At 68.5% G+C, this 23,299-nt stretch carries 21 protein-coding genes and 2 pseudogenes; all 23 read right to left on the bottom strand.

Annotated features, from left to right (window positions below; all coding sequences use genetic code 11):
* Nucleotides 1-7 precede the first annotated feature (7 nt).
* The 23 genes and pseudogenes from ABD283_RS10175 to ABD283_RS10065 all read right to left on the bottom strand — a co-directional run bounded on the left by ABD283_RS10175 (nucleotide 8) and on the right by ABD283_RS10065 (nucleotide 23,194).
* Entirely contained in the window at nucleotides 8-1,693 is a 1,686-nt protein-coding gene (locus tag ABD283_RS10175) for a recombinase family protein (RefSeq protein WP_344224881.1), read from the bottom strand.
* Nucleotides 1,694-2,053: 360 nt separating this feature from the next.
* Nucleotides 2,054-2,680 (bottom strand): hypothetical protein, encoded by a 627-nt coding sequence (locus ABD283_RS10170; RefSeq protein WP_344224880.1) that lies wholly within the window; start codon nucleotides 2,678-2,680, stop codon nucleotides 2,054-2,056.
* A gap of 19 nt (nucleotides 2,681-2,699) precedes the next feature.
* Nucleotides 2,700-3,167 carry a single-stranded DNA-binding protein gene (locus tag ABD283_RS10165; RefSeq protein ID WP_129700626.1) on the bottom strand — a complete coding sequence of 156 codons (468 nt, stop codon included), beginning with the start codon at nucleotides 3,165-3,167 and terminating at the stop codon, nucleotides 2,700-2,702.
* Nucleotides 3,168-3,254: 87 nt separating this feature from the next.
* Nucleotides 3,255-5,038 (bottom strand): annotated as a pseudogene (locus ABD283_RS10160) (type IV secretory system conjugative DNA transfer family protein).
* Nucleotides 5,035-5,312: pseudogene (locus ABD283_RS10155) on the bottom strand (hypothetical protein); the annotation flags it as partial. The pseudogenes ABD283_RS10160 and ABD283_RS10155, both read right to left, overlap by 4 nt.
* Nucleotides 5,313-5,342: 30 nt before the next feature.
* On the bottom strand, nucleotides 5,343-6,563 hold the full coding sequence (locus tag ABD283_RS10150; RefSeq protein ID WP_344224879.1) for an IS110 family RNA-guided transposase: 1,221 nt from the start codon (nucleotides 6,561-6,563) through the stop codon (nucleotides 5,343-5,345).
* A 181-nt stretch (nucleotides 6,564-6,744) separates the two neighbouring features.
* Nucleotides 6,745-7,071 carry a hypothetical protein gene (locus tag ABD283_RS10145; protein ID WP_425552831.1) on the bottom strand — a complete coding sequence of 109 codons (327 nt, stop codon included), beginning with the start codon at nucleotides 7,069-7,071 and terminating at the stop codon, nucleotides 6,745-6,747.
* Nucleotides 7,071-8,558: an ATP-binding protein gene (locus ABD283_RS10140; RefSeq protein ID WP_344224878.1), complete on the bottom strand. Its 1,488-nt coding sequence runs from the start codon at nucleotides 8,556-8,558 to the stop codon at nucleotides 7,071-7,073. Before ABD283_RS10140 ends, ABD283_RS10145 begins: the two co-directional genes overlap by 1 nt.
* Entirely contained in the window at nucleotides 8,555-9,415 is an 861-nt protein-coding gene (locus ABD283_RS10135; RefSeq protein ID WP_129700630.1) for a hypothetical protein, read from the bottom strand. Before ABD283_RS10135 ends, ABD283_RS10140 begins: the two co-directional genes overlap by 4 nt.
* A gap of 104 nt (nucleotides 9,416-9,519) precedes the next feature.
* Entirely contained in the window at nucleotides 9,520-10,983 is a 1,464-nt protein-coding gene (locus tag ABD283_RS10130; protein ID WP_344224877.1) for an SCO6880 family protein, read from the bottom strand.
* Nucleotides 10,984-10,990: 7 nt separating this feature from the next.
* Complete coding sequence (locus ABD283_RS10125; RefSeq protein WP_129700634.1) at nucleotides 10,991-12,460, bottom strand: conjugal transfer protein TrbL; 1,470 nt, start codon at nucleotides 12,458-12,460, stop codon at nucleotides 10,991-10,993.
* Nucleotides 12,461-12,497: 37 nt separating this feature from the next.
* Nucleotides 12,498-12,818: a DUF6112 family protein gene (locus ABD283_RS10120; RefSeq protein ID WP_129700636.1), complete on the bottom strand. Its 321-nt coding sequence runs from the start codon at nucleotides 12,816-12,818 to the stop codon at nucleotides 12,498-12,500.
* A gap of 134 nt (nucleotides 12,819-12,952) precedes the next feature.
* Nucleotides 12,953-13,219, bottom strand: a complete 267-nt coding sequence (locus ABD283_RS10115; protein ID WP_129700638.1) for a DUF6112 family protein — start codon at nucleotides 13,217-13,219, stop codon at nucleotides 12,953-12,955.
* A 5-nt stretch (nucleotides 13,220-13,224) separates the two neighbouring features.
* Nucleotides 13,225-14,877 carry a M23 family metallopeptidase gene (locus tag ABD283_RS10110; RefSeq protein WP_344224876.1) on the bottom strand — a complete coding sequence of 551 codons (1,653 nt, stop codon included), beginning with the start codon at nucleotides 14,875-14,877 and terminating at the stop codon, nucleotides 13,225-13,227.
* Nucleotides 14,878-14,896: 19 nt separating this feature from the next.
* Nucleotides 14,897-15,589 (bottom strand): hypothetical protein, encoded by a 693-nt coding sequence (locus tag ABD283_RS10105; protein ID WP_344224875.1) that lies wholly within the window; start codon nucleotides 15,587-15,589, stop codon nucleotides 14,897-14,899.
* A 42-nt stretch (nucleotides 15,590-15,631) separates the two neighbouring features.
* Nucleotides 15,632-16,639, bottom strand: coding sequence for a ParB N-terminal domain-containing protein (locus tag ABD283_RS10100; RefSeq protein ID WP_129700644.1), 1,008 nt, complete (start codon nucleotides 16,637-16,639; stop codon nucleotides 15,632-15,634).
* Complete coding sequence (locus ABD283_RS10095) at nucleotides 16,636-17,559, bottom strand: hypothetical protein (protein ID WP_129700646.1); 924 nt, start codon at nucleotides 17,557-17,559, stop codon at nucleotides 16,636-16,638. The genes ABD283_RS10100 and ABD283_RS10095 overlap by 4 nt, the downstream gene beginning before the upstream one ends.
* 94 nt (nucleotides 17,560-17,653) lie before the next feature.
* Nucleotides 17,654-18,073 (bottom strand): hypothetical protein, encoded by a 420-nt coding sequence (locus ABD283_RS10090; protein WP_129700648.1) that lies wholly within the window; start codon nucleotides 18,071-18,073, stop codon nucleotides 17,654-17,656.
* Nucleotides 18,070-18,867 carry a DUF2637 domain-containing protein gene (locus ABD283_RS10085; RefSeq protein WP_344224874.1) on the bottom strand — a complete coding sequence of 266 codons (798 nt, stop codon included), beginning with the start codon at nucleotides 18,865-18,867 and terminating at the stop codon, nucleotides 18,070-18,072. The genes ABD283_RS10090 and ABD283_RS10085 overlap by 4 nt, the downstream gene beginning before the upstream one ends.
* A gap of 41 nt (nucleotides 18,868-18,908) precedes the next feature.
* Entirely contained in the window at nucleotides 18,909-19,856 is a 948-nt protein-coding gene (locus ABD283_RS10080; protein ID WP_129700652.1) for a bifunctional DNA primase/polymerase, read from the bottom strand.
* Nucleotides 19,853-20,947 (bottom strand): ImmA/IrrE family metallo-endopeptidase, encoded by a 1,095-nt coding sequence (locus tag ABD283_RS10075; protein WP_344224873.1) that lies wholly within the window; start codon nucleotides 20,945-20,947, stop codon nucleotides 19,853-19,855. Before ABD283_RS10075 ends, ABD283_RS10080 begins: the two co-directional genes overlap by 4 nt.
* A 205-nt stretch (nucleotides 20,948-21,152) precedes the next feature.
* Nucleotides 21,153-22,043, bottom strand: a complete 891-nt coding sequence (locus ABD283_RS10070; RefSeq protein ID WP_344224872.1) for a helix-turn-helix domain-containing protein — start codon at nucleotides 22,041-22,043, stop codon at nucleotides 21,153-21,155.
* A gap of 242 nt (nucleotides 22,044-22,285) precedes the next feature.
* Nucleotides 22,286-23,194: an NADP-dependent oxidoreductase gene (locus ABD283_RS10065; RefSeq protein WP_129700658.1), complete on the bottom strand. Its 909-nt coding sequence runs from the start codon at nucleotides 23,192-23,194 to the stop codon at nucleotides 22,286-22,288.
* Between the last annotated feature and the right edge of the window lie 105 nt (nucleotides 23,195-23,299).

Genomic DNA, 23,299 nt, shown 5'->3' with positions numbered 1-23,299 from the left:
AAAGCCCCTAGAACGTTGCTATCGCAGGCAAGCAAGCCCCCGCCATACACATATTTTGGCCTATAACCCCTGCGGTGCTGCTGCTGCCGGACGCGAGGACGCTGGCGGCAGGCTCTACCGGGACAAACGTGGTGTTCTCGTCCTCGTCCACGATGATCTGCTTGAACAGGGCACGGTTCAGGATGCGGCGTTCAGAAGGTTCGCACTTGCTGTAGAGGTCGCCGAGATCGGTGAGGATGTCGGTGATCTGGTCGAGGCCTCCGCGAGCGCTAGTGTACGTGGTGGCAAGGCTGTCGAGCCTTTTGGTTATCTGATCGAGGCTGGCGCGGATGCGGTCTTGTTCGCTCTTGAGCAGGTCAAGCGGGATCGCGTCGGCGTAGTGGGCTTGGACGAGCTTGAGTCGTTCGGCTTCGAGCTTGTCGCGCTGGTTGGTCAGCAGGGCGCGTTCGTCGTCGCTGCAGGCTTCGAGCTGGTCGAACACCTGGTGCAGCACCGCCCGGACGTGCTTTGCCTCATCCTCGGTGAGGCCGTTGCTGCTGTATGTTGTTTCGATGCGCTTTTCGAGTCGGCTGGCAAGGATCGCCGAGCGGGTGCAGCCGTTCCTTTTCCGGCGCCGGCCAGAGCAGGTGAAGTATTCGTAGCGGTCGCCTTGCTTGTCCCGGGGCCGTTCGATCATGAGCTTGGCGCCGCATGAGCAGTACAGGCTGCCCTTGAGGTAGTGGTCGTACTTCTGCGGTCGTTCCCCAACGGCATTCTTCGCGCCGAGCTGGGTCTGCACTCGTAGCCAGGTCTCGGGGTCGACGAGCGGGGTGTGCGCACCGTCGTAGGTGATGCCGCGGAAGGTGACGGTGCCCTGGTAGTAGAGGTTGGTCAGGATCTTGTGCAGCCCGGTCGTCGTGACCGGCTTGGCCGGCTGGGCAGGTGTGGGCCGGGTGGTCAGGCCGCGGGCCTCCAGTTCGCGCGCGAGGGATGAAAGTGACCAATCGCCGGTGGCGTAAGCGGTGAACGCGAACCGGATCAGGTCCGTCCGCCCGGGGTCGAGTTCGACGTCTCGGACCTCGCGGCCTTTGGCATCGGTGCTGCGCACGTTGAGGTAGCCCAGCGGGACCTTGGTCGGGGTACCGCCGATGGTGGCCTTTTGGACCATGCCCTTGACGACTTCCTGGGCGAGGTTGAGGGAGTAGAACTCGGCCATCGAGGCGAGGATGCCGTGCATGAGCATCCCGGAGGGGGACTCGTCGATGTTCTCGGTGACCGAGACGAGGGTGATGTTCGCCCCGCGCAGCGTGGTGTGGATGATCGCGTCATCGAGCCGGTTGCGGGCCAGCCGGTCGACCTTGTTGATGATGCAGTACCGCACCGGGTTCGCGGCGATGTAGTCAAGCATCTCCTGTAACGCCCGCCGATGGGCGGTCTTGGCGGACTCGCCGGGTTCGATGAACTCCTTGACGATGACCGCGCCGAGCTGCTCGGCCTTACGCTCGGCGGCTTCGCGCTGTGCAGGGATGGACAGGCCTTCTTCGAGGCCGTTGCGGGTGGCTTGGTCCTTGGTGGAGACCCGCAGGTAGGAGATCGCCGGAACCAGCCCGCCCGGTAGCTCCTCGCCGGCCGGAGCCGGCTTCCGAGTTGCCCCCGCGGCGAGGGTTCGCAGCGCTGCGAGGTCGATGCCGGAGGGTAGGTCGATGAGTGTCATCGGGGTGACCGCCTTTCAGGTGCCCAACCCCGTGGGGGTGGGCGTCTGGGGCGTCGGGTGGCGGTCACGTCAGGATGCGAGAAGAACACCCCCGGATCAGGGGCTTAGGGATTGGGTGCCAGCGACGCCATGATCGTCGTGTTCAGTATCGATTCTACCGCTGTGGGTGAGTAGACCGCGAAGGTAGTCGCCGGTACGGCCGGTCCCGGTGTCCTCGCCGGCTGCGCGCAGGGCGAGGCGGATGAGGACTTCCGCGAGTTTCTCCGCGTCGACCTCCTCGTGCCGTTCATAGCGGACCCGGACTGGCCGGTCTGCGTCCGGTCGGTCGGCCTTGCGGTGGTAGGAGCGCACCATCACCGTTCACCGTTCCCGCTGCTGGTTCCCGCGGGGGTCTCGGAGTTCGCCGGTGGCCTGGTCGATGGTGGCGAAGAATGCGTCCTCGGCGTCCTGGCGTTGCCGGACCTGGTCTACGACGAAGTCGACGAACTCCTGGTCCCGGTCTTCGATGAGGACGTCTTCGACCGGTGGGGCGGGCTCTTCGCCGGGCCAGGTGGTCTGCCGTGTGGGGCGGTCGCGGTCCAGGCGGGTACCGCAAGCGGCGACCCAGTCCCGCAGCCGCTGACGGGCGTCGGCGAAGTCGCGGTGCCAGCCGATGGGTGCGGAGCCGTTCTGTTCGGGGTCGTAAGCGCATAGCCAGTGCAGGTGCAGTGCAGATAGTTCCCAGAGCAGTTCCGGGTGGTGGTGCCAGAACGGCGGGATCACTGCAGCGGCTAGCCCGTAGGTGTGACGCAGCCAGTCAACCCACCGGTTCAGTTCCAGCCATTCCTGCTCCAGGTCGTGGGCGGAGAGCAGGTTCCAGTTGATCGGGTGCGGCGGCCCGCCCAGGGCCACACCGCCGAGGTCGTCGTCCAGGTCGTCCAGGTCGTCGAGGTCGAGTTCGTCGGGGTCGACGTCGCCAGGATCAGGTCGTGATGTCTGCTCGTTCATTGTCTGGGGCCTCTCCGGTTCAGTGGCCCAGGACCGGCGTGTCGGCGGCCGGTCGGGTTTGTGGAGCGTCGAAGGGGTGGTTCTGTTCGCGGGTCGGGCCCTCGCGCTCTGCGGTGACGCCGGCGCGGCGGGGCGTGCGGTCGACGTCGTAGCGGGTGCGGGCGGTGTCGTGGCCGATCTTCTTGGCGACGAACTCTTCGCCGTCGATGTGCTGTCCGGCTCGTTCGTAGCTGTAGTCGTGGGCGTAGCCTTCGGCGACGAAGTTGTCGCCTTTGGCGAACCGCTCGTGGGCGCGTTCGGCGGTGGCCCGGTACATGACGAGGTTGCCGAAGGTCGGCTCCCCCTTGGTGAAAGATCCGTCCTGTTCGCGCCGGTAGTTCTCCTGCCCGAAACGGGCGTACAAGCGTGCCTCGCCGCGCTCGGTGTAGGTCAGCTGTGGGTCGGTGGCGATGAACCCGGAGATGGACTGTTGTGTGCGGATAGCCATCGGACTATTCCTTCCTGACATGGGCTGCGTCCCCGTGAGTCGGGGCCGCTCCTGTCAGGCAGGTGCACACACCACCCCAGCACCGGATCAGGAAGCAGGGCGTTGGAGGAGGGCTTCGATCCCGGCCCGGTCGGCCTTCAACCTGGCCGCGTCTGTCCGGGACGGCCAGGCGCGTAGATCGGTCACGATCGGGGGTGCCGAGCGCAGCAGAGTGACGCCGGTGCCGAACGGCAATGTCCTGATCCGGTCCGGTGGCAGGATCGCGACGCGGCGGATGGAGCGTTGGTTGGATCGGGTGCCGTGATCGCCGAGGGTTACGGAGTCGGTGTACTCGTCGCGTTCGCCGATGAGAGTCGAGAGGTCTTGGAGGTCTCGGGAGTTGGAGGCGCCGCCGAGGATGATCTTCACGATGCTGGCGTCCCAGATCGCTCCGGCGGCGTTGTCATTCCACTTGTTCCGTGCCTGCGCCAACGACTGCAACACTGGGAGGGTGGTGATGCCGGTGCCGCCGCCCTCGGCCATCAGGGTCGGCAGGCTCGGGAGGGGTGCGAGGTTGCCGATCTCGTCCAGTGCGAGCAGTAGGGGCGGGTCGAGTCGTGCGCCGGGTGAGCGTGCGGCGATGCGGCGGGCGGTTTCGATGAGGTCTTCGACGAACGCGGCGACCAGGGCGGCGGATGCTCCGGCGCCGGCACCGGTGGCGAGTAGGTAGAGGGTTCCGCGCTCGTGGATGAAACGCTCGGGGTCGAAGCCCTCACCCGGTCCTGGTGAGACGGCGTCGAGGACGCGCGGGTCTGCCAGCGCTCCGAGGGCCAGCGCTACGCCCTGCCAGATCGAATCCCTCGTTTTGGGGTCGGAGTCAATCATTGCCCCGAGCGAGTCCGCCCACCCGGTCGACGCCTGCGCCGAGTTCGACAGGATGGCCACGGCTTCGGCGGCCGCGGAGGGGTCGAGGGTCCACCGGAATAGCTCTGCCGGCGGCCGCTGGTCGAGGGCGGCGGCGTGCAGGAGGGCTTGGAGTGCGGTGCGGGTTTTGCCTTCCCAGAATCCGCCGGATTCGACCCCGCCCGCGGACAGGCCAGTGGCCCCGGCGAGGCCGGTGGCGCGGATCATCGCCGTCAGCGGGTTTTCACAGCCGCGTACCGGTGACCAGCGCAGTCCGGCGGGGATGCCTTCGGCGAGGTGTTGGGGGTCGAACACCGCCACCGGGCCGAGACGCTGGCGGGCGCGGAGGGCGGCGGTGAGGTTGTCCGGGCGGGTACTGGTGGTGACGACGGCGCCGGGTGCGTCGAGGATCGCCGGGATCACGATGTGCAGGCCCTTGCCGGAGCGGGGTGGGCCGATGAGCAGGATCGAGTCCTCCACGCTCGCCCACACTTGCCGGCCCTTGGAGGTGCCGATCCGGTAGCCGACATCCGCCGGCTCTGGGTTCTCCAGTGATGGGCGCAGTGTTCCGGCGCGGCGCAGGAGCGCCTTGGCTGAGGCGGTCTGGGTGACGTCGTGGCTGGTGGCGGTGCCGGCCAGGCGGCGCGGGTCGGTCTCGGCCGTATGGGCATGTCGGCGCAGCCGGACCCACACCCACCCGATGCCGGTGGCGAGGCCAGCGAGCAGGGCCACGGTGATACTCCAGTACGCCACCGGGTTCAGTGCGTCGGCGTCGAGGGCTGCCGCCGGGTCGGCAGGGTTGAACAACACCCCGAGCCCGGCGGCTGGGCCAGCCTCGGGCTGGGGGGGGTGCCGGTGAGGAGCGCGGCGACGGACCCGGAGGCGCGCAGGAGGAGCGCGACGCCGAACATGCCAATCAGGCCGATGAGGGCGGCGTTGGTCAGCTCATCGCCGAAGGAGCCGGCCTGCCGCTGCTGGGAAGCATTCACGGTAGCCGCCGCACGTGCGTGGTGCCGGAGACACGACCGAACAGCACACGACCTCGCCCGTTCCCGTGCGCAGCAGGGACGCGAGCTGGCTCGTGTCGAGAAGAGTGCGGGCCGATCCGGTGCCGGTGGCGTCGGTGTGGGAGACGATGACCGCGATGGCCACGTCCTCGCCGGGCACGAATCCGTCTGCGGTGATCTCGGCCAGTACCGGTCTCTGGGTGCCCTTGTCCTTGGCGTGCTTGCCGCGCGGGTCCTCAGGTTCGGTCTCCGGCGGTTCAGGTGGGGGGTGCTTCTATGGTTTTCGTCAAGCGGCTAGGGCCACGGTCGGTGGGGTGGGTTCTTGGTAGAAAGATCCGTCGCGCAACATGGCGTAGAGCACATCGGTTCGTCGTCTGGCCAGTGCGATCACAGCTTGGTTGTGGCGTTTACCCTCGGCCCGTTTTCGATCGTAATAGGCCCGTGAAGCGGGGCTAGCACTCAGCGAGGCGAAGGCGGAGAGGAACAAAGCCCGTTTGAGGACCTTGTTGCCCCGCCGGGAGGGTGATTCCCCGCGGATCGAGGTCCCGGACCTGCGTGTCACGGGTGCGATCCCGGCGTAGGAAGCCAGGTGTCCGGCGTCTTTGAAGTCCTTGCCCACGACTTCGGTGAGCAGCCGTGCTGCTGTCCTGACCCCTACCCCGGGCATTGAGGTCAGGACCTGGGTGAGAGGGTGCGCATCGACCACCGTGAGGATCTCGGTCTCGATCTCCACCCGCTGGGCGCCCAGTTGCGCGAGCTGGTCGGCCAGGCGCCCGATGATCTTCTCCGCCGCCGAGGTGCCCGTGACTATCACGGTTTGTTCGGCCAGGGCGGTGAAGATCTCCTCGGTGAGTTTCTCCGCCAACCGGGGCGCGTGCTTCTTCAGTAGAGCTCGTACATGGCCACGGCCAGCGGTCTTCAATCGGGCCGGGGAAGAGTGTCGGGCCAAAAGGGCGATCACCCCTGGGTGGGCCAGTCGCGGGCCCAGCACGCGTTCCAGGGCGGGGTGGATCTGAGTGAGGAACCCGCGCAGCCGGTTGCGGACTTGGGTGATCTGGGAGGCGAGGTCATCATCGAACCCACACAACATTGACAGTTCGGCGATGGCTTCCTCGGTCAGGGTAATCCCACGCAGGGTGTGGGCCATGGTGCGGGCGGTGTTGGCGATGATGAACGCATCCCGGGCATCGGTTTTCGCTTGCCCCGGGTGCAGGTCCGCGACTCGGCGCATGGTCAGCCCGGGCAGGTAAGCCACCTCGATGCCCAGATCCTGGGCCACCGCGATCACCAGGGCACCGATGGTCTTGGGTTGATCCACAACCACCAGCACAGGCCCGTGAGTAGCGGCTAGGTCCTGGAGGAGCTCACGGATCTTGGGTTCGGATTGCGGGAGGGATTTATCGTGCACGACAGTGCCCTCAGCGCTCAAACCGGTGGCATGGTGGGCGGTCTTGCCGACGTCGATCCCGAGGTAGAGCTGATGTTCCATGGTGGTCACCTTCTTCATCACGCAGGGGTGGAGGTGAGGTGACCAGGTGGTTCACTCGCCCGCATCCACGTTACAAAGTCCCGCCTGACGGGTCGTGCTTCTATTAGCGGTCCGTGTGAACCAGTACCGACCCCGGTGACTACACCCCCCGGATCATAAGCGACTGGGGGCGGACATCATGCCGGGGCCGGCTGGTTACCTACGCCTTCATCCTCCCGGACACCGGCGTCATGAAAAAGGTAACGGGGCGGCGCCGGCCGCGGACGATGTCGGTGAAGACACTCCCATCGGCCTCGCGGACCTCGATACGCACCGTGATCGTCCGGTCGGCGGTGATGGCATCGAGCAGAGTGCCGAAGGTGTCCCGGGTCCACGCCTGGCCCTGCGATGGTGGAGGGAAGTCGGTGCCGTCGACGGTGACGTCCAGGACGCCGGTCTCGGTGACGGTGATGATCACGTGCGGCAGCAGGACCGGGGTGTCTTCCGGTCCCTGCCCGGCGGCACGGTGTGGGGGTTTGCGGGTCATTACTTCACCCCCGAGGTGAGCCGGGAGCTGGTGTCAAACAGCTCCAGCTCGGCCGGATGCAGCTGGTGCTGGGTGACGAAGGCCCGGTCTTTGATCCGCCAGAGCCCCTGCCCGACACCCAGGGTCGGCAGGAGTTTCTGCTCGGTACCGGTCAGCCCGAGTGCTTGGGCGGTGAGGCCGAGCTGATCGGACTCTTGGCGGTAGACGATCCGAGTCTCGGCGTTCGCGAGGAGGCTGTTGGCCAGGGAGCGCATGGCGGAACCGGCGTCGCCGACGTTGTCCAAGTCGGAGAGCTTGTGGAAGATCAGCATGTTCGCGATCCCGTAATGCCGCGCCAATCTCCAGTGGGCGTCCATCCGCCTGAGCAGGGCCGGGTGGGACATCAGCCGCCAGGCTTCGTCGTAGATCACCCACCGTTGGCCACCGGCCGGGTCCAGCAGCTCGGACTCCATCCATGCACTGGAGCAGGTCATCAGCACCGAGATGAGCGTGGAGTTCTCCGTCACCCGGGACAGGTCCAGGGAGATCATTGGCAACGACGGGTCGAAGGTCACCGTGGAGGGTCCGTCGAAGAGGCCTTGGAGATCGCCGGCGACCAGGTGGCGCAGGGCGTGGCCGACGAGCCTGCCGTCCTCGGCCAACCGTCCGTCCGCGTTTTCGTTGGGGGTGAGGATGCGCTCGACGACCGTCGGCAGGATCGGCACGCTGTTCTCCCGTACCGTCTCGGTCAGCGCGATGTCGATCGCCGTGTGCTCCAACGGCGTCAACCCGCGGGCCAGGACGGTCTCGGCCAGCGCGCCGATGAGATCCCGGCGCCGCGAGGCGACCGTGATGGCCCATTGCGCATCCGAGAGCCCCGATGGGCGGTGGCCCTCATCGAGCGGGTTGAGTCTTGTGTTGAGGCCGTGGCCCAGGACGATGGCGCGTCCGCCGACCGCCTCCGCGACGGCAGTATGCTCACCCTTCGGGTCGCCGGGGACGTAGACCCTTCTGCCGAAGGGCAAGCTGCGCGTGTAGAAGGACTTCGCCAAGGAGGACTTGCCGGAGCCGACGATCCCGGCGAGGACGACGTTGGGGGCGGTGATGACCCCACGGGCGTAGAGGACCCAGGGGTCGTAGACGAAGCTTCCGCCGGAGTAGAGGTCTTGGCCGACGAATACCCCGTCGGCGCCGAGCCCGCCTTCGGCGACGAACGGATACGCCCCGGCGAGGGTCGCGGACGTGTCCTGATGCTGGACCAGCCGGAACCTGCCTGGGGTGCGCAGCGTCGCCGGCCCGGGTTCACCCGCGGCGGGTAGGTACCTGGTGGCTTTGCGTTCGGCGCGTTCGGCATCGGCTTTGGCCTTCGTCGCAGTCTGCTCGGCGCGGCGCTGTTCGGCTTGGAGACGGGCGGCCGCAGCGCGGCGCTGCTTGCGCAGCCGGCGTCTCTCCGTCGCGGGTGCGACCAGCACCGAGGTGTGCAGCTGTTCGGGCTCGCGCGCGTTCACAGCGACAGCCCCCGCCCGGCCGATTCCGACGATCGGGCAGGGCTGGCGAACCAGTCCTGCTCCGCCACGAGAGATGTCCGCAGCGACCGCTCCGGCGTGGATTTCCTCGTGGGACGGACGGTGTTCGTGTCGAGAGGACCGACGCCCGCGGTGGTCTCGCGGGCGGACACCACGTCGGCATCGTCCAATGCCAGCTCGGGTGGGACTGTGTGCTGGCGGAGCAGGCTGACATGCCCCATTGCCGGGTTGTAGGTCAACGCGTAGTCACCCTCGGTCACGACCCGGTCCAGTGCACCGGCCGGGGGCGCATCGTAGACGTAGCCGTTCTCCAGCGCGGCGTCGGTGGTCTCGTCCCCGAAATCCCATTGGGCGAGGTGGGTGATGGCGGAGTCGGGGCCGTCGCGGTCGATCAGGTCCAGCACCTGGTCGGCCTCCACGCCATGTAAGAACAGCACGGAGACCCACCGCCGTGCGGCGCCCTCAGTGAGCGGCTCGTGGGAGATGGCGGGTTCAGGGTGCCAGGCGATCCGTCCCGAATGGGAGAACGCGGCGTCGAGGCGGTCATGGACCTGATCGAGCAGGATGCCGGCCTGATGTAATTCGTCGGCGGCAGCCAAGGCGTTTTGTGAGCCGGCGACGTGATTGCCGTCGTCATCGTGAGCCCGGTCGCGATGGGTCAGGTGTGTGTTCGCGAGCTGGTCGAGTACCTGCCGCAGCGAGCGGACTCCGGCGGCCAGGTCACCGAACACCTGGTACGTGTCGGCCGGGTCGTCGAAGACCCGACTGGCGTGGGCGAGACCTCGCAGTGCTTCGGATGCTTCAGCGGCGTCCTTGAGCGGGTCGTCGTAGGTGGGCATGACAGTTCTCCTGTGACGAGAGCGGATCGGCCACCGAGGGCCGGGGTCGCCTGTCAGGTGCACGCACGCCGACACAGTGGTGGGTGCTCGTGCCGCGGGCTGGGTCAGATGCGGCGGCACAGCGGCAGCGCGGCGGCGGTGAATGCCGCGGCCTGCTGGCCAACCAGCAGCCGGGTCTCACACGAGGCTTGGATGGCGGACTGCTCGACCGCCGCCACGGCGGCGTCGAGTTCGTCGACGGTGGGTGCGGAGACACTGATGAGGCCGGTGTAGCGCAGCACGCCGTGGCCGGCGGTGAGGTCGGCTTCCTGCTGGAGGACGTCGTGGTATTCGGCGGTGTGGGCCGCGTCTTCGATCTGTCGGATCTTGGCGCGTTGGGCGGCGTCACTGATGTGTTCGACCTTCTTCTTGCGGATGTCCCGGGCCGCTTGGTCGGAGCGCATCGGGGTGCACAGCAGTGAAAATGAGCGCTGGATGCCGGTGGAGAGCAGCACCGGGGACAGGAACCCGGGGTAGACCATCGACCGTGGCCACTCGCTGATCCATAGCACCGCGTGGTGGGCGGAGTCGGTGCGCAGCGTGGTCCAGGATTCGTTGACGGCGACGGGGCCGGCGGTGGCGAGGTTCTGCCCGAGTTCGCCGTGGCGCGCTAGAGTCGCGGCGATCGCGGGGTCGTAGGCCGAACGCAGGATGACGGCGATCTGTCCGGGGGTCAGCCACCCGTGCGGCGTCAGGTCGGCCGAGCGCAGTGCGGCGGTGAGGGTGGACATCTCCTGGCGCAGCACGGCGGCGGCACCGCGGATGCCGCCACCGGCGGTCCTGATCTGCCGTGCGGCGGTCTTCATGTCCAGCGACAGGGACAGGGTGGTGGCGTGGCGTTCCCCGGCGGGGCCGGCTCGTTCGATGAGTTCGGCGTAGGTGGTGGCCGCCCAGGTGTCGTCGTCGGTGCCGTGGGTGGCCCACCATTCGGCTAGGCCGGTGCCGGAGTCGGGCAGGGTGTGCTCCAGTACCTGGAGGGTCGCGATCTGCCCGGAGCGGCACACGGTGGCCAGGACGCGGCCCCAGGAGGTGACGCGGCGTTCCTGCTCGCCGGGATCGAGGAGCACGAACGCGGGATGGGTCACCTCGCACACCACGGTGAGGGTCTGTTCGTGGGGGTCGTGGATCATCCCAGCGCTGGTGGCGGGGTCGGCGTACTCCCGCAGTCGGGCCATGTCCCCGGGCAGCGCCAGTGTGCCCGCGGGGCGTGGGGCAACGATGCGGCGTCGGTAGAGGAGTTGCCCGCCGGTGGTGCGCCAGAGCCACCAGCAGGTGACCGGCAGCCATTCCACGGCCGGGCGCCCGGCGACAGGTATCCAGGTCAGCGCGGCGGCGAGCACCCAGACCGGCGCGGTGTAGGCCAGCAGGATGCCCCCGCCGGCATAGAGCGCGACCACGACGGAGAGCACGCCGGTGGCGAGGGTGATGAGCTGGGAGAGCGAGAGGCCGAGGAGGATGCCGCGACGGGTCAGGCGGGAGAACTTGACCGGCACCAGCTCCGTCGATGACTCCTTCTGCTTCGAGGTCATGGTCGCCTCACTCCTTCCCCATGGGTTTCGGTGCCGGCGGTGGTGGCTGCTTTGGCGGGCGTGGCTCCGGTTGCGAGGGACCCGGCGAGGGTGCCTTGGGTGCCGGCGTGGACGGCGGCTTGGGCTTGGGAGTCGACGGTGGGGGAACTTGTCCTGGTGGCGGGGTGGTGCCGGCCTGTCCGGCAGCATCCGCAGCGGTCTCGCCCTGGCCGCCGAGGGCGGAACCGGCCTTGGGTCCGGCGGTGGCGGCGTCCTTGGCGACCTTCGCGGCGATCACTGCCGCTGCGGCCGGACCAGCCGCCGCAGCGCCTGCACCTGCCCCTGCTCCTGAACCGGCCGTGCCGCTGGCACCAGCGCCTGCGCCGGCGGACCCGCTACCTGCGGCGCCGGCTTTCCCTCCGCCTGCTCCGGCGGTGCTTCCCGTGGCCTGGGGTGTGAAGGTCTTCGCCTGCGGCGGTGTCTTCCCACCGTCGCCGCTCCCACCATCACTGCCGCTACTGCTGTTGCCGCCGTCAAGGACCTTCTGCGGTCCCTCACCGGCCGGTTTGGACGGTGTCGGGACGGGCCGGTTGAGGGCGTTCTTCGCGTCCTGCTCCGACCCGATGGCGTGGTACATGTCGAAGCCCACGAAGGACAGGAATTTGTAGGTCAGGTACGGGGCGAACGCGGCCATCGCCATGAGCACGATGCCAGCGATGGGATCGCTGATCGAGGACAGGTCGCCATCGATCGGCGCGGCCACCTGAGTGACGGCGACGAGGAACATCACGACCAGGACCAGCTTGGAGCAGATCAGCGCGATGACGAACATCGCCCACTTGCCGATCCATCCCCGCGTGGCATCCCAGGACGCTCCGGAGAACGCCAAGGGTGCCAGCACGATCGTCACCAGCAGTAACGCTTTCCGCACGAGCAGGGAGAGCCACACGATCGCGGCCGCGCTGATGGCCAGGCCGGCGAGGAAGATCGTGATGATCGCTCCCACTCCGGGGGCGGCGATGTTGATCCCGACCAGTCCTGCGGCCAGCAGGGTGATCTTGTCGCTCATGGACTCGGTGGTTTCTCCGGCGGCCTGGATGATGCCGATGCAGAGCTGATCGACGATCTCCAGCAGCACTGCCGTCAAGGTGATGACGACGAAGCTGCCGAGCACGGACTTCACCAACCCGAGCGCAGCCCTGCCCAGGGCGGTGGGGTCGCGGCGGATGAGTCCGGTGATGAGTTGGAGGCAGAAGAAGATCAGCATCACGAACACCGCGATGCCGAACAGGATGTTGTAGACGAGCACGTACTCCGGCCTGGTGACGTCGACCAAGGTGGTGGTGTCGAACACCGCCCAGACGGCTTCGAACAGCCAGCCGGCGGCAGCGCCCATGGCTTGGGCGAGCCAGTCGAACGGGGCCGCGACCAGCGAGGCGGCTGCTTCGCCGGCGGTGTCGCACACGGTCGAGATGATGGGGACGTCGCACACACCCACCGGGAATCACTCCTCAGATCGAGTTGAAGCGGTGGGGTCAGACCTGTTGGCCGACGTCCCAGAAGAAGTTGATCAGCGTCACCGACGCGCCGCAGATCACCGCGGCCCCGCAGGACACGAGGACGCCGACCTTCCCCCGGCCAGCCAGGTGCGGGTTCGATGAGTTCGCGCCGAAGCCCCACACGATCGCCGAGATGATCAGCGCGAGCACGGACAGGATCAGGCCGATGGTCATCACCGCGCCGACGATGGTGCGCAGCTGGGCGATGCCGGGGAGACCGGAATCGTTGGGGTCGATGTTGATGTCCATCGGCACCAGTGCGGGTGCGGCCAGGACGGCGGTGATGAGATCGAACACGGTGGTCTCCTGACGAATGGACCCGCCATGAGGGCGGGGAACGCGGATGGGTTCGTCGGTCAGGTGCACTGCCCGCCCCACAGTCCTCCGAACGCAGAGCTGCACGACGCGAGGGTTCGCGGACTCGCGCACGGTCAGAGTTGCTGGCCGAGGTCGATGAGCCAGTTCAGCCAGGCCACTCCACCGCCGGCCAGGACCGCGGCACCCAGCGCCGTCCAGGCGCCGATGCGCGCCTTCGTGGCGGCGGCGTGGTGGCCGTTGGAGGTGGCGAGTGCCCAGATGATGGCGGAGACGATCAGCATCAGCACCGCGATCACGAGGACGAAGGTGAGCAGCGCACCGATCACTTCGCGCAGCTCGCCGATCCCACCAAGGCCGTCAAAGTCCGGGAACACATCCACGCCGCTCAGCTCCCGACTGTGACGTGGAGGTGGTCGTAGTGGCCGCCGGTGACATCGCCCGGGTCGTGCATGCCGCCGCCGGTGTAGTCGCGCCAGCCTTCGCCGTCGCGGGCAAGGGACCAGATCTTGCCCTGCCAGATGAGGTACTCGACCCCGAGGGTTTCGGCGTGGGTCTTCATCCAGTTGGTGATGTCCCAGCCGGCTTCGAGCTGTGCCGGGGTCGGGTGGTGGCCGATGGCGTTGCCGAAGGTGATGTCGCAGGCCCTTCCCAGGGGATGTTCGGAGGTGCTGCCGGGCCGGGGTGAGTAGCAGGCCCAGGATGTTTCGGGGAATGCTGCGGTGCCCTGCTGGTAGAGGTCGAGCAGCCGGGCGGTGATCTGCCCATCCGTCGTGGGGTCATCGACCGTCCGGTTCGGGTCTCCGTCGACCGGGTCCGGGTCCGCACCCGGTGTGCTGGTGTCTGGGGCGCAGCCGGCGGGTGCGCCGGTTTCGGGTTCGGGCAGGTCGGCGGCGTCGTGCGCGTTGAGCCAGGCGGCGGGGTCGGTGTACTTGCCGTCGGTGCCGCCGGTACGGACCTCTAAGTGCAGATGCGGGCCGGTGCTGTTGCCCGAGGAGCCCACATCGCCGATGTGCTGCCCTGCAGTCACCCGGTCGCCAGCGGCGACGTGGATGCCGGTCTCCCACATGTGCCGGTACGCCGTCGCCACCGTCTGCCCGTTGAGGGTGTGTTCGATGACGATCAGGCCGCCATTGCCACCGGAGAACTCGGCGACGGTGACGGTGCCATCGGCCGCCGCGAGGATCGCAGCGCCGTCCGGGGCGGCAAAGTCGGTGCCGGTATGGGTCGAGTTCTCCCCGGTGATCGGATGGACCCGCGGCCCGAACTCGGAGGTGAGCACCCACGTGCCCTCCGGTAGTGGGAACACCACTCGCGATGACTCCGCGACCGCCTGCACTGCTGGAACCATGTCGCCGGTCGCCGCGCCCGTGGTGATGGCGGTGCCAGTGGTGGCACCGGTGAGCGTGCTGAGGATGGTCTCGGCGACCGGCTCGTAGTTGCGGTACCGGTCGGGGTAGGCGGAGACTTCGACGGCTTGGGCGGCTTCGCCCTTGTCCATCTGTTCCCAGCCGGGAATGTCCAACAGGCCACGGGGTGAGGGGTGGTTGGGGCCGGTGGGTCCGCCGAAGAACGCCTGCGCCTGGTAGCCGGGGTCCATCAGCTCGGCGACGGTGCCCCAGCCGGATTGCGGGCGCATCTGGAACAAGCCGAGGGAGTCGTTGTCGGAGCCGTCGCCGTCGTTGGGATAGTCCGCCGATTCCGGGTAGGCACTGGTGTTGGACAGCATCCGCAGGGTGGACTCGGTCAGCGAGGCCATCAGCGCAATCTGGAGTCCATCGCGGGTGACCCCGTCGATGCTCGTGCCGGTTTCGATGATTGTCGCCGCATGCGTGAGCTGCTCCCGGTTCAGCGTGAACGTTTCGTCGTTGGCGGTGGTGACCTCCAGTTCGTCGGGGACGTCACCGACTGTGACCCCTGTGCCGGTTACGGAGCAGGAGGCCGAGGCGGCTGGGTTCATCACTACCCCGATCCCGACCAAGACGAGCGATGGCGCCAGGAACACCAGCGCGAGAGCGGCGACGGCGAGCTTCTTCACCACGAGACAGTCACCCCCGGACCTATCGGAGGGGGTTGTCGAGCTGGGAGAGCCGCAGCAGGTGGCAGGTGTCATAGGTGGACGCGCAGACGAGGAACACGGTGAACGCCACCGGATGCTCGGAGGTGACGGTCTCGTCGTTCCAGGTGCCGGTGCGGTGGCGGGTGCCCTCGATCGTGTAGGCGATGGTGCCCTCGGCGAGCTGGCCCGGTTGTGCCTGTTCGAGGGCCGCATCCCAGGCGTCTGGGACGTACACCCGGTCGATGCTCAGGTGCTGGGCGGTGGCGTAGTGGCGCAGCTCGATCCAGGCGTCCCGGTTGGGCAGGTAGGTGGCGATGTCGGCGGCGAGTCCGGCCTGCTCAGCACCCGAGGGGTCGCCGACGGCGAGGACGACCGAGGTGTAGTCCAGGGGCATGAACCCGCTGGCCGTGTCCCAGGCGAACAGCGCCGTCGCGACGTTGCGGGCGAAGGTCTCCGGATCAGCCGAGGCCGACACGCTCGGCAGACGCGGTGTCGCGGTCGATGCTGGATCGCTGGGTGCGGTCACAGCTGGTCCAGGCCCGGAGTCGCGATTGGCGTCCTCGTTGGCGGTGGGTGGTCCGGCGAAGAGGCCGTACACGCCGACACCGGCCAACACCAGGACCGCCACGAGCGCGGCGAGCACGGCGATTATCCGGTGGCGGGACCGAGCGTCGGAGAGGTCGGGAGTCTTCATGCCCGGTAGGTGCACCACGAGCACCCGCAATCAACCGAATGCTCAGAGGGCGCGCAGGTGCCCCCGTGCGGGCGGGGTCTCGTGGCCTGCCCGGCGGTCGCGGGCGGTACGCAGTTCCTCGGCGAACCTACTGGTGCCCTCGACGGCGGTCAGGAAGGACTCGATCTGCTCATCGGTGAGTTCGGCAGCGAGCTGCTCGGCGTCGTAGTGGGTCCACCAGTTGGCCAGTTCGGTCCAGGTCAGCACGAACGCCCGCACCGGATACGGCACTGGCGCAGCAACATCGTCGGATGGCGGGGCGGGACGGGGGGTGCGCTTCTTCGCTGTCGCGCTCTTGGCGCGGGCGAGCGCGTCGGCGGCAAGCTGGTGCAGATCCGCCTCGCGGTGGTTCTTGGCCGTCTCGGCGAGATCGTCGATGTGCCGGTAGATCGGATCGACGGCGGCACCGGCGTCGATCCGCTCCAGCTCGCCGGCCACGTATTGGCGTAGCTCGGCCGGCTGGGCGGTGTCGTCGGCAAGTTGCTGGAGGTAGCTGATCTTGTCCAGCGTGGTGTGGGACGCACCGCCTGGGATCATCGCCGCCGCCTGCTCCCGGGCCTTCCCGCCAGGTGACGGTGGTGCACAATTTGCACCACCGTCACTTCCCGGCTGATTCGCCGCACTGAACCGGGCCGCGGCCTGCCGGCGGGCGGCGTCCTCGGCCATCAGCGCTTTCAGCTCCCGGTAGAGGGCGGCGGCCTCGGTCTGGGTCAGGGGTTTGTGCAGGACGTTGTCGTCCTGCTCGGCCAAGAGGTGTCCGAGCCGGTCGGAGATTCCCGAGCGGACCCACACGTTGACGCTCTTCCATCCGAGCTGTTTGATTGCCGAGAGCCTTCTGGCCCCGCAGACGAGCACGCCGTCGGGGGTGAGGGTGATGGGCTGGAGGAGGCCGTCGCGGTCGATGGAGGCGGCGAGTGCGTCGATGTCGCCCAGCTCGGTGCGGTGCCGGCGCCCGACGCGGATCGAGGCGACGCTGCGCTCCAGCTCGATGAACCCTGCCGGGGCACTCACCGTGACCCACCCCCGGCGGAGGCATCACTGTCAACGTCACGGTCATCGCGGCCGTGGTGGTGGGTGGGTGCGGCGAGAGAGAGCGCGAGGACGAGGTCGTCGTCACGCAGCAGCACCGACAGGGTCTCGCCGATCAGCAGCCGCAACAGCACACCGCGTCCGGTACCGGTGGCGGCGTAGGCGGGATGGGGGTTGCCCAGCAGCGCCTTCAACAGTGCCGTCCACGAGTGGCCGGGGATGTCGAGTAGGGCTCGGGCGTGCTTGTCCCGCCGCAGCGCCTCGTAGGCGGCCTGCCGGGTGCCGACCCGGGTCAGCGCCGCGCATACGTGATCCACCGAGGCCCGGGCCGTGTCGGCAGGCCAGTCCAGGAGCGTGAACAGGGCGATCGCATCCTCGACCGCCGAACTGGCAGACGTGTACGCGCGGGCCAACACCACGGGCTCCCCGGCCGCGGATTCGTCCGGCGTGTGGTCGGTGACCTGGAACGCCGGGTGGTAGTCGGCCAGCGGCGTCTCGCGGTCGGAGAAGCGTTCGGGGTCGTGGAACGCCGAGACGTGCGGGCGGCGGGCCTGGTGGACTGAGCACAGCCGCCCTTGGGCGCGTTCCTCGGCGATGCAGGTGATCCGCACCGCGTGCGTGATCACCGCCCACGGGTCGTGGGCCTCGCGGGTCGCCCGGGTGCGCATCACATCGAATGCCGCCGAGGCGGCCTCCCACGGGTCCAGCCCGTGCTTGCGCGCCAATGGCTTGTACTTCTCCGCGGTGAAGCCCATCAGCTCGGCGGCGGTGGGGTCGCGTGTCCAGGCGCCCGGTCCGGCGTGGTGGAGCCGGTGCAGCAGGGCGCGCAGGCCTTCACCGGTTGTGAAGTCCTTGCCAACGGCAGATGGTGTGTGATGAACGGGGTCGGTGTGTGGGGCCATGGTCGGGGCACCTCCTGACCAGCAGGTGCACGCGCCGTCCCCAGCCCCGCTGGGGGTCCTCGTTGGCGCATGCATCGCTGATCACCGGCCCCTGTCAGCTCATCCCGACCCCGGGCCGCGCCGGAGGGGCCTGACCCACGGGGCCGCGGCCGAATGCGGACAGCGGCGGCAACCGCCGCACCCGCTCACCCAGGTGGCGGGCACCAGTGGTGAGCGGGGTGCGGGTGCGGCGGGCCAGTTCGACCTCGAAATCGATGCCCCGCCCCGCCAGCGCTGACCCTTGGCGGGCCAGAAGGTCCGTGGGCCGCACCCACTCCACACCGCGCACCCGTCGCGCATCCGCTGCGGGCTTCGACGTCCCGGTGGCGCGTCGACGGGCGACCTCCGCCGCCCGTACCGCCTCCGGAGCCTCATGCTGCTCCACAGGCTCGGATGCCGTGCGTTCTGTCTCCGGCTCGGGTGCCCGCTCGTCGGTGTCGGGCCGTCGCCGGTCGTGGTCGTGTTCGCGGCTCATGGTGTCCTCGCCTCCTCGACATCGGTGTGTTTGGTGTTGTCGGGAAGGTGCGCACCGGTGAACCAGCGGCCCACCGTGGAGGGATGCACGTCCAACTCGCGGGCGATCTTCTTGTTCGACCACCCCTGCCCCCGCAGCTCCGCTGCACGGGCACGCCGACCAATCAGGACCGTTCCGGAGTCGACCGTCAGCTCAGGAGTGCCCACCGCAGGTGCCTGCATCGTGCCGGGTGCTGTGAGTGATTTGCTCTCATTCGGGGTCGGCGGCGCGGCAACCTCGGCACCGGCTGAGGCCGCCGCTGCTGGCTCCGGCGCCGGTATCCCGACGGTTCCGGACTTCTCGACGACCAGGGATTCGATCGTGGATGCGGGCTCCTCGGCTGACATCGCTTCGTTGGTGGACACCCGCTCCTCGGTGAAGGGTTGCGGGCGGGTGAGGATGACGGTCAGATGGGTGATCGCCAGCAGCACCACCGGCGGCACCGCAGCCACCGCGGCAGCCAGGACTCCGGGCACGTCGGCATCGGCGCCGACGACGGCGTGAAGCGCGTTGGCGGTCACCGACACGGCGGCGCCGCCGATCAACAGCGTCCACGGATACCACGCCGTCTCGTGCCCGGCCAGGGCCACGACGGCGACGGTGGCCACGACGATAATGCCGTCGACGATCAGTGGCCACGCCCACGCCTGCGAGCCGCCGACCCCCGAGCGCGCGGCAAGGTCGGCCAACGCGGTGAACGACAACCAGAACGCGCCAGCGGCGATGAACACCGTCCCGGCCACCGCGGTCACCACCGCCCAGCGCCGGCTCCTCTGCCCGGACGCGGGGAGGGCACTCATGACAGCCCCCGCACCGGAGCCGACGACGCTTCGGACGCGTCCCGACCGAACCAGGCGGCCGCCTCCGGTGCGCCATCCCGCACCGGCGACGACAACAAGCGCGACTCGGGTTGGGCGGTGCGGTAGGCCGAGCGGACGGTCACGTTGATCTCCCGCTCACCCAGCCCGGCTTGGGATGCCGCTGCCGAGAGGACGTCGAGCGCCTCCGGGGCCGGGACACCGTTCTCAGCGAGCCGGCAGGCAGCCCAGAACAGGCCGCGATTCCGTTCACCCTCGCCGCGGGCGGCGACCCATGCCGCCAATCGTGACACGTCCGCGGACCGCTCAACACCCTGGCCTGACGTGCGCGGGGGTGTGGGGCGGGGGTCGAGGAAGTCCCTCAGCCGGTCTGAGTCGAGGCCCGACACCGGCCCGGTGCTGATCCGCCGCACCCGGTAACCGGCCGCTTGCTCGCCTGTGGATACCGTCGAGGGCGGGACGATGATGTAGCCGCCGTCACCGCGAAAGTCGATCCCCGCGCGCGCGGCCTGCCAGGACCGCTGTCCCTGCTCCGTGGTGGCCGGGTAGTAGGCGTGCATCCCGCCTGACGGCGTTGTGTTGAGGAGCTGCCAGCCGGTGACGAGCCCGGCACGGTGAGCGCGCTCGAACGCCAGGTAGCCGTCGACAGGGCCGTGGACATCGACATCCACGACCACAATTCCCGAAGCGGCACCGGTGGGAACGGCGAGGTTCGCCTCCGGGTGTGTCCGCCACCATGCCTGCACCTGGCGGGGGTTGGTGGTGGCATCGTGGAAGCCACGCGGGGTGAGCGGGCGCTTGCCGCCGGGCAGGCACGGGAACACCGGCACCCCCGCAGCGGCCAGGTCCCGCGCCACGGCCCAGACCGGCCGCTGCTCGGTCATCCTCGCCAGGACGCTCACGGCGGCGTCGGGGGAGGCCATCACAACCCCTGCCGCTGGATCGCTGGCGTGGCCGATGCCATCTGCGCCTCGGGTTCCGGGAACGGCTCGACCCGCCGCGGCTCGCGTGCCGCGTGTCCGTGTTGCGGGGTGTCGCGGTCCAGGCCGGGCGGGGTGCCATTGGCGACCTGGACCGTGTCGAGCTGATCGAGGATTGCCAGGGCAGTCTTGCGGACCCGCTCACCGGTTGCCTTGACAATCTCGACGGGCTCTTTGCCATCGACCCGTGCCGCCCAGGTCGACACGTAGGGGATCGTGTACCCGGAGGTGTCCATACCATGGGCGGCCCCGATCATCAGCGCCGCCGACTCGGCCTCCACCTCCCCGATCCCACGATGCTGGCGCGCGTCCTCCTGATCGGGACCATGCAGCAGGACATGGCCCAGTTCGTGGGCGAGCGTCTTGACCTGCGCGGCCGGGTCCATGTTCTCCCGGACCGCGACCGTCTTCGCCGTGTAGTCCGTTACGCCGTTGGCGCCGTGGATCATCCCCTCGTGCGGCACCCGCAGCACGGTGAACCCGCGCTCCTCAACCAGCCCAGCCAGGCCATCCCACAACCCGACCGGTGCTTCGCCTTCCAGCAGCTTCGGCGCGGGCGGTTCCGGGATCGGGTCACCGGCAGTCTGGGAGGCGTCCCACACGTAGGCGGGCTTGGCGGTGATCATCTTCGAGCGCACGACCTCACCGGGGCGGGGCTTTTCGCCCTTGCCGAGCCGCCTCCACGACTCCGGATCAGACGGTGTGGCGGTGGCGAAGCGGCCGGTGACCGGGGCGAGGATCATGTACCCCGACTGGCCCTTCTCCACCTGTCGGCCGAGGCCCTGCCCCTGCCGGTAGCCCGCGACATACGACGGCATCGGGTCGGGTACCCGGCCCGCCTCGTAGGCGCCAGCGTGCTGTGCCCAGATCAACAGGGTGTTCGAGAACGATCGCGCCCTAAACCGTGCCGCAAACGCGAGCGCCCGCCGCCAATCCTCGCCGGAGACGAGCTGTTCGACCGCAGAGGTGAGCCGCTCGTGCAGCTCGTCGAGCTTCGCCTCCCGCTGTTCCCGGGTGCTCTCCCGTGTCGTGGCCATCGCCGATGTCTCCTCCCGCTACCCTGAGTACCGGGCCGGAAGTGGGCTCGGTGACCATCAGGTACGCCGGGAACACCAGCGGGTCGAGACGGCCAGCGACAGCAAGCCCAGTGCCGTGGCCGTCAGGAACAGCGGCGTGCCTGACGTACCCTCCGGGATAACAGTCAGCGCCCGGCCGCGGACGCTGCAGGTCTCATTGACGTCCCTATGGACGACACGGTTGTCCGTTTCCCGGCCAACCCGTGCCCGTCACGTGCATGGTCCGGTAGCGGCGCGGGGTCAGGCCGGTGCACTCGACGAACGCCTCGCTGGCCCGGCTGCGGCTACGCCACCCCACCTGGTGTGCCGCCTCGCTGACACTCACGTTGGTCTCACGCAGCAGGCGCGCCATCTCCGCCACCCGCAGCATCGTCAGATAGGCCAGCGGTGTCTTGCCGTACGTGCCGGCGAAGACCCGGACCAGCTGCTTCGGAGACAGATGCACCATGCCAGCCAGACTGGGTAGGGTCCAGGACTCGGCGATTGCTCCGTGCAGTGCCTCCCGGGCCTGCATCGCTTCGTTCCGCATCGGAGCAAACCGCCGATCCCGCGGCAGAGTGGGCCGAGTGCGGGCCCGTTGGGTCGGAGACAGCCGCACCTGGGATACGCGGACGAACGGGGCGACCACGTCGATAATCGCGAACCACAACGCCTGCATCCGGTAGAAGTGCGCTCCGAACCCGCCATCGATACTCAGCACCACGAGTTCATCCAGCCAGGGCATCAGCATCCCGGTCCGGTCCTCGCCCAGCCGCAGCGCCTGAGCCGGTTCCGTGTAGATCGTCTCCACCAGTCCCTGGGCATCGAGCCGGTCCTGGAGCAGACCGGCATGCTGCCAGAACACCTGGTCCACCAGGTAGTCGGTGTCCAGGTAGACCGTGGTGACGGTGATGTGGCCCTCCGGTTCGCTGCCACACAAGACATTCGCGCTCAGGACCACCACATCGCCCGCGCCGACGGGCTTCTGCCCGAACTCACTGAACAGGATCGCCGAACCCGATCGGACCACGATCACCTTCACGCAGTCATAGGCCACCGGGCCCACCGGGGAATGCACGGTCCGGGTCCGAGCAAGGATCGGAGAAAACCGGCGACGACTGGCACCCCCAGGGGGTGCGGCGTTGCTCTCGGCCGCGGGCGATCCCATCAGCCGCCCTCCCCTCCAGTGCGGCTGACATCATCACGTGCCAGGGACGAGGTTCGCGCCCTCGTCAGCGACGACGCAGATCGGGCCATGATGGACGCGTTGCGTAAGGGCATCCGCAGTACGCAACTCGCCCCCACGCCCGGCATGGCTGATCAGCCTTCGGGAACCACGACGACCTTGCCGCCGGCGTGCCCGGTCTCCACGGCTGCGATCGCCTGACCTGCGTCATTGAGGTCGTACTGGGTGTCCGCATGGGGGTCGACCAGCCCGTACTGGATCACCTCGGTGATCTTCCCCATGGCCTCAGTCGTACGTGCCAAGCCCCGGCCGCCCAGTTCGACCGCGGCGTCCGGATCGGCCGCGGAGATAATCCGCCCCGGATCGGCCACCAGATCGGCGACGGCACGCAGCGCGTCACCGCCGACGAGATCGACGATCAGGTCGACGCTGGAAGCGACTTCTCGCACGCGATCGGCCACGCCCGAACCGGATCCGATGAAGGCCGCACCGGTGGACTCGACCAGTTCCCGCTTGGCCACGTCGGCCACGCCGAGGACCGTGAACTCGTGTACCCGGCCGATCTGCGCGGCCATCAGCCCCACCCCGCCGCCGGCGCCCAACAAGAGCAGGGTCTGGCCTGGTTCCAGTTCGATTTGGTGGGTGGCGTCATAGGCGGTGGCTGCGGCCACCGGAATGGTGGCGGCGTCGATGAAGGAGATCTCCTCGGGCTTGGCCACAGTGGTGGAGGCGCTCAAGAGCGTGTGCTCGGCCAGTCCGCCCTGCCCGGGCGCCACCAGGCCGAGCACCTCATCGCCCACCGCGAAGCCTTCGGTCCCGCCGCCCACCGCGATGACCACGCCGGCGGCTTCACGGCCCATCGGCGCCGGCAACGACCAGGCACGACCCAGCCGGCCCTCGCGCATCTTCCAGTCGGCCGGGTTCACACCGGCGGCCCGGACCTCGATGGCCAGTTCCCCGGGTCCAGGCTCCGGAATAGGCCGGTCGATCAGCTGCTGGGTTTCGGGTCCGCCGTAGTCGGTGAAGACGTAGACCTTGGACATGAATGCGATCTCCTTCTGATCTGAGTGGTGTGTCTTAGCCTTGATCCACCGATGAGCATGCTGGGCTTGGGTCGCAATTAAAGACGGGATGCCCGTCTGACCGGG

The sequence above is a fragment of the Kocuria atrinae genome (genome assembly GCF_039531425.1).
Classification (GTDB): Bacteria; Actinomycetota; Actinomycetes; order Actinomycetales; family Micrococcaceae; genus Kocuria; species Kocuria atrinae.
Note: the sequence above shows the minus strand (reverse complement) of the source record. Positions and strands in the feature narration are given on the sequence as shown.

What these genes read in the sequence shown, in the direction of transcription:
- ABD283_RS10175 (WP_344224881.1), bottom strand. Translation starts at nt 1,693, where the DNA reads ATGACACTCATCGACCTACCCTCCGGCATCGACCTCGCAGCGCTGCGA.
- ABD283_RS10170 (WP_344224880.1), bottom strand. Translation starts at nt 2,680, where the DNA reads ATGAACGAGCAGACATCACGACCTGATCCTGGCGACGTCGACCCCGAC.
- ABD283_RS10165 (WP_129700626.1), bottom strand. Translation starts at nt 3,167, where the DNA reads ATGGCTATCCGCACACAACAGTCCATCTCCGGGTTCATCGCCACCGAC.
- ABD283_RS10150 (WP_344224879.1), bottom strand. Translation starts at nt 6,563, where the DNA reads ATGAAGAAGGTGACCACCATGGAACATCAGCTCTACCTCGGGATCGAC.
- ABD283_RS10145 (WP_425552831.1), bottom strand. Translation starts at nt 7,071, where the DNA reads ATGACCCGCAAACCCCCACACCGTGCCGCCGGGCAGGGACCGGAAGAC.
- ABD283_RS10135 (WP_129700630.1), bottom strand. Translation starts at nt 9,415, where the DNA reads ATGCCCACCTACGACGACCCGCTCAAGGACGCCGCTGAAGCATCCGAA.
- ABD283_RS10130 (WP_344224877.1), bottom strand. Translation starts at nt 10,983, where the DNA reads ATGACCTCGAAGCAGAAGGAGTCATCGACGGAGCTGGTGCCGGTCAAG.
- ABD283_RS10105 (WP_344224875.1), bottom strand. Translation starts at nt 15,589, where the DNA reads ATGAAGACTCCCGACCTCTCCGACGCTCGGTCCCGCCACCGGATAATC.
- ABD283_RS10095 (WP_129700646.1), bottom strand. Translation starts at nt 17,559, where the DNA reads ATGGCCCCACACACCGACCCCGTTCATCACACACCATCTGCCGTTGGC.
- ABD283_RS10090 (WP_129700648.1), bottom strand. Translation starts at nt 18,073, where the DNA reads ATGAGCCGCGAACACGACCACGACCGGCGACGGCCCGACACCGACGAG.
- ABD283_RS10075 (WP_344224873.1), bottom strand. Translation starts at nt 20,947, where the DNA reads ATGGCCACGACACGGGAGAGCACCCGGGAACAGCGGGAGGCGAAGCTC.
- ABD283_RS10065 (WP_129700658.1), bottom strand. Translation starts at nt 23,194, where the DNA reads ATGTCCAAGGTCTACGTCTTCACCGACTACGGCGGACCCGAAACCCAG.